We start from the raw sequence: 2581 nt of genomic DNA on the forward strand, positions 1-2581 counted from the left end.
AGTTCGGCAATCGCCTGATCCCGGCAATCAAGCGGCCCGACGTCCTCCTCTATCTCAGAGAGTTTGAGAAAACCGGGAAACTGGAAACGCGGGACCGCATCCGGGCAGCTGGGGAGCAAGTTTGCGTTTACGCCGATGTAAAAGGCGACGATTACAATCCGTTTCGCAATCTGAGAAAGCAGCTCATAGACAACGTATCTGTGCCGCGCCCTGCCCTAACCGATCCGGTCGAGGTGTCGACATTGTTTCGGACCATCGCGGAGCCTTTTGATCGCGCGCGATTTGCCGACCTCGTCGGACATGCGGTCCGTTTCATCGCTCTTACCGTAGTGCGGCCCGGCGAGGTCGCCAACGCGGAGTGGACCGAGTTCGACAATGCGCGATGGACGATCCCGGCAGAGAAAATGAAAATGAAGCACGAGCACGTAGTGCCCCTTTCGAGGCAAGCGCTCGCCATTCTTAAACAGGTGAAGGCGTTGACTGGAGGCCGTAGGTTCGTTTTCTCGTGCAGCCGGGACAAGCCGATCTCTAACAACACTATGAATAAGCGGTTGCGCGATCTCGGCTATGACACGACCAAGCAGCATTGCGCGCACGGCTTCCGCACTACGTTCTCGACCATGTCGAACGGTGAATGTGACCGCGAAGAAAATAAACTGTGGGATGGTGACGTGATAGAACTGCAGCTCGCGCACCTCGACGAGAGCAGTGTGAAGGCGATCTATAACCGAACCGGACCGCTGTCGCTGATTGGTGTGAGGGCCAAGCTGTTGCAGCATTGGGCCGACCGGGTCGATACAATGATCGATGCTGGCAATGTGGTGTCGATAAAACCCAGACATGCCAATTGATTGTGCTGCAACTGGTCGATAGAGCCGTGATGGGTTGCGGATTTGCAAACCCGGCCTAGCCCGGATATCTCACAGTCGATAAGCGCATCGGGGCTCCGAATCAGCGAAAGTTGTTTTGCGAGAACGACTTCTTGATGATTCGAGGAGAGCCCCGATGCCGACAGAGTGTAGCGCAGAACAGTTTGACTTTGGACTGGTCGGACGCCGCGAAGTTGTGGGTAGTTTTGACGGAGGAACGATCACCTCGGACGCCGGCGCGCTGCTGCTGGGGAGGACGGATCGGGCGATCGGGCTGGTTGATCGATTGGCGGCTTGCTTCACCGATTGTCGCAAGGTGGAACTGATCGAGCATCGGGTCGCGACCTTGGTGGGTCAGCGGGTGTTCGGGATTGCGCTGGGCTACGAGGACCTCAACGATCATGACGAGTTGCGGCGCGATCCGGTGATGGCGGTGCTGGCCGGCAAGCTCGAAGCGGGCCGGGCGAACTGCGCCCCGGTGGCGGGGAAGTCGACCCTCAACCGTCTTGAGCTGAGCCGCGAGACGGCCACCCGCTATCACAAGATTGCCGCTGATCCGAATGCCATTGAGAGCCTGTTCGTAACGCTGTTCCTGGAGGCGTACAAGACGCCGCCGGAGGAGATCATTCTTGATATCGATGCCACCGACGATCCGCTGCACGGGCACCAGGAAGGACGGTTCTTCCACGGCTATTATGATGGCTACTGCTATCTGCCGCTGTACGTGTTCTGCGGGCGGCATCTGTTGGCCGCCAAGCTGCGACCGGCGAATATCGACGCTGCCGCCGGCACGGCGGAGCAGATGGCCCGCATCGTGGCGCAGATCCGGGGGCGCTGGCCGCACACGCGGATCATCCTGCGCGCCGATTCAGGCTTTGCCCGCGACGCCCTGATGGGGTGGTGTGAAGCCAATGCGGTCGACTACATCTTCGGTCTGGCGAGGAACGCCCGCCTCAAGGACATGATTGCGGCCGAGCTTGGCGAAGCCCAACAGGAGAGCCAACAAACCGGCAAGCCGGCACGCCGCTTCAAGGACTTTACCTGGTCGACGCTCAAGAGCTGGAGCCGCGAGCGGCGCGTCATCGCCAAGGCGGAGTGGACCAGGGGCGAAGAAAACCCGCGCTTCATCGTCACGACGCTGACCAAAGGCGACGGCCGCTATCTCTACGAGGATATCTATTGCGCCCGCGGCGAAATGGAGAATCGGATCAAGGAGTGCCAGACCGACCTTTTTGCCGATCGCACCTCGACCGCCACCATGGCGGCAAACCAGCTTCGCCTGTGGTTCGCCTCGATGGCTTATGTCCTGATCGAGGGTACCCGTCGGCTGGCTCTGCAGGCCACCGATCTCGCCGACGCCACCTGCGGCACCATCCGCCGCAAGCTGTTCAAGATCGGCGCCCTCGTCACCATCAGCGTTCGTCGGATCAAGTTCGCAATGGCCTCCGGCTGTCCATACAAGGCCGTCTTCGCCACGGCGCATCGTGCCCTCGATAGCACCTGAGCCGACACCGGCTCCCCGCCAGCACCAATGTAAGCGCAAGGCGATGCCGCGCGCCCGTCTCCACCCGCAGGCCGTGCAATCCTGGACGCCGAGACTCGCCTCGCGCGAGTTCCGTGAATGGAGCGGAACGCAAACACAAAATCAGCCCGAAAACGGCTCCCGGTAGCCCAAACCGTTACCTCACGATTGGTGGTGTGAGATATCCGGG

Annotated in this window: 2 protein-coding genes; both read left to right on the forward strand. The window is 60.4% G+C overall.

Features of this window, described 5'->3' with window-relative positions; genetic code table 11:
• The coding region (locus Q8M85_RS00160) for a site-specific integrase (protein ID WP_305538904.1) at nucleotides 1-851 on the forward strand (851 nt) is incomplete at its 5' end.
• A 154-nt stretch (nucleotides 852-1005) separates the two neighbouring features.
• A complete protein-coding gene (locus Q8M85_RS00165) occupies nucleotides 1006-2373 on the forward strand; it encodes an IS1380 family transposase (protein WP_305538905.1) in 1368 nt (455 codons plus the stop codon).
• Nucleotides 2374-2581: the final 208 nt, after the last annotated feature.

It is taken from the genome of Tabrizicola sp. (assembly GCF_030694085.1).
GTDB lineage: Bacteria > Pseudomonadota > Alphaproteobacteria > Rhodobacterales > Rhodobacteraceae > Tabrizicola.

Excerpts from the sequence above, each read along its gene's own strand:
- Q8M85_RS00165 (WP_305538905.1), top strand. The coding sequence starts at position 1,006 with ATGCCGACAGAGTGTAGCGCAGAACAGTTTGACTTTGGACTGGTCGGA.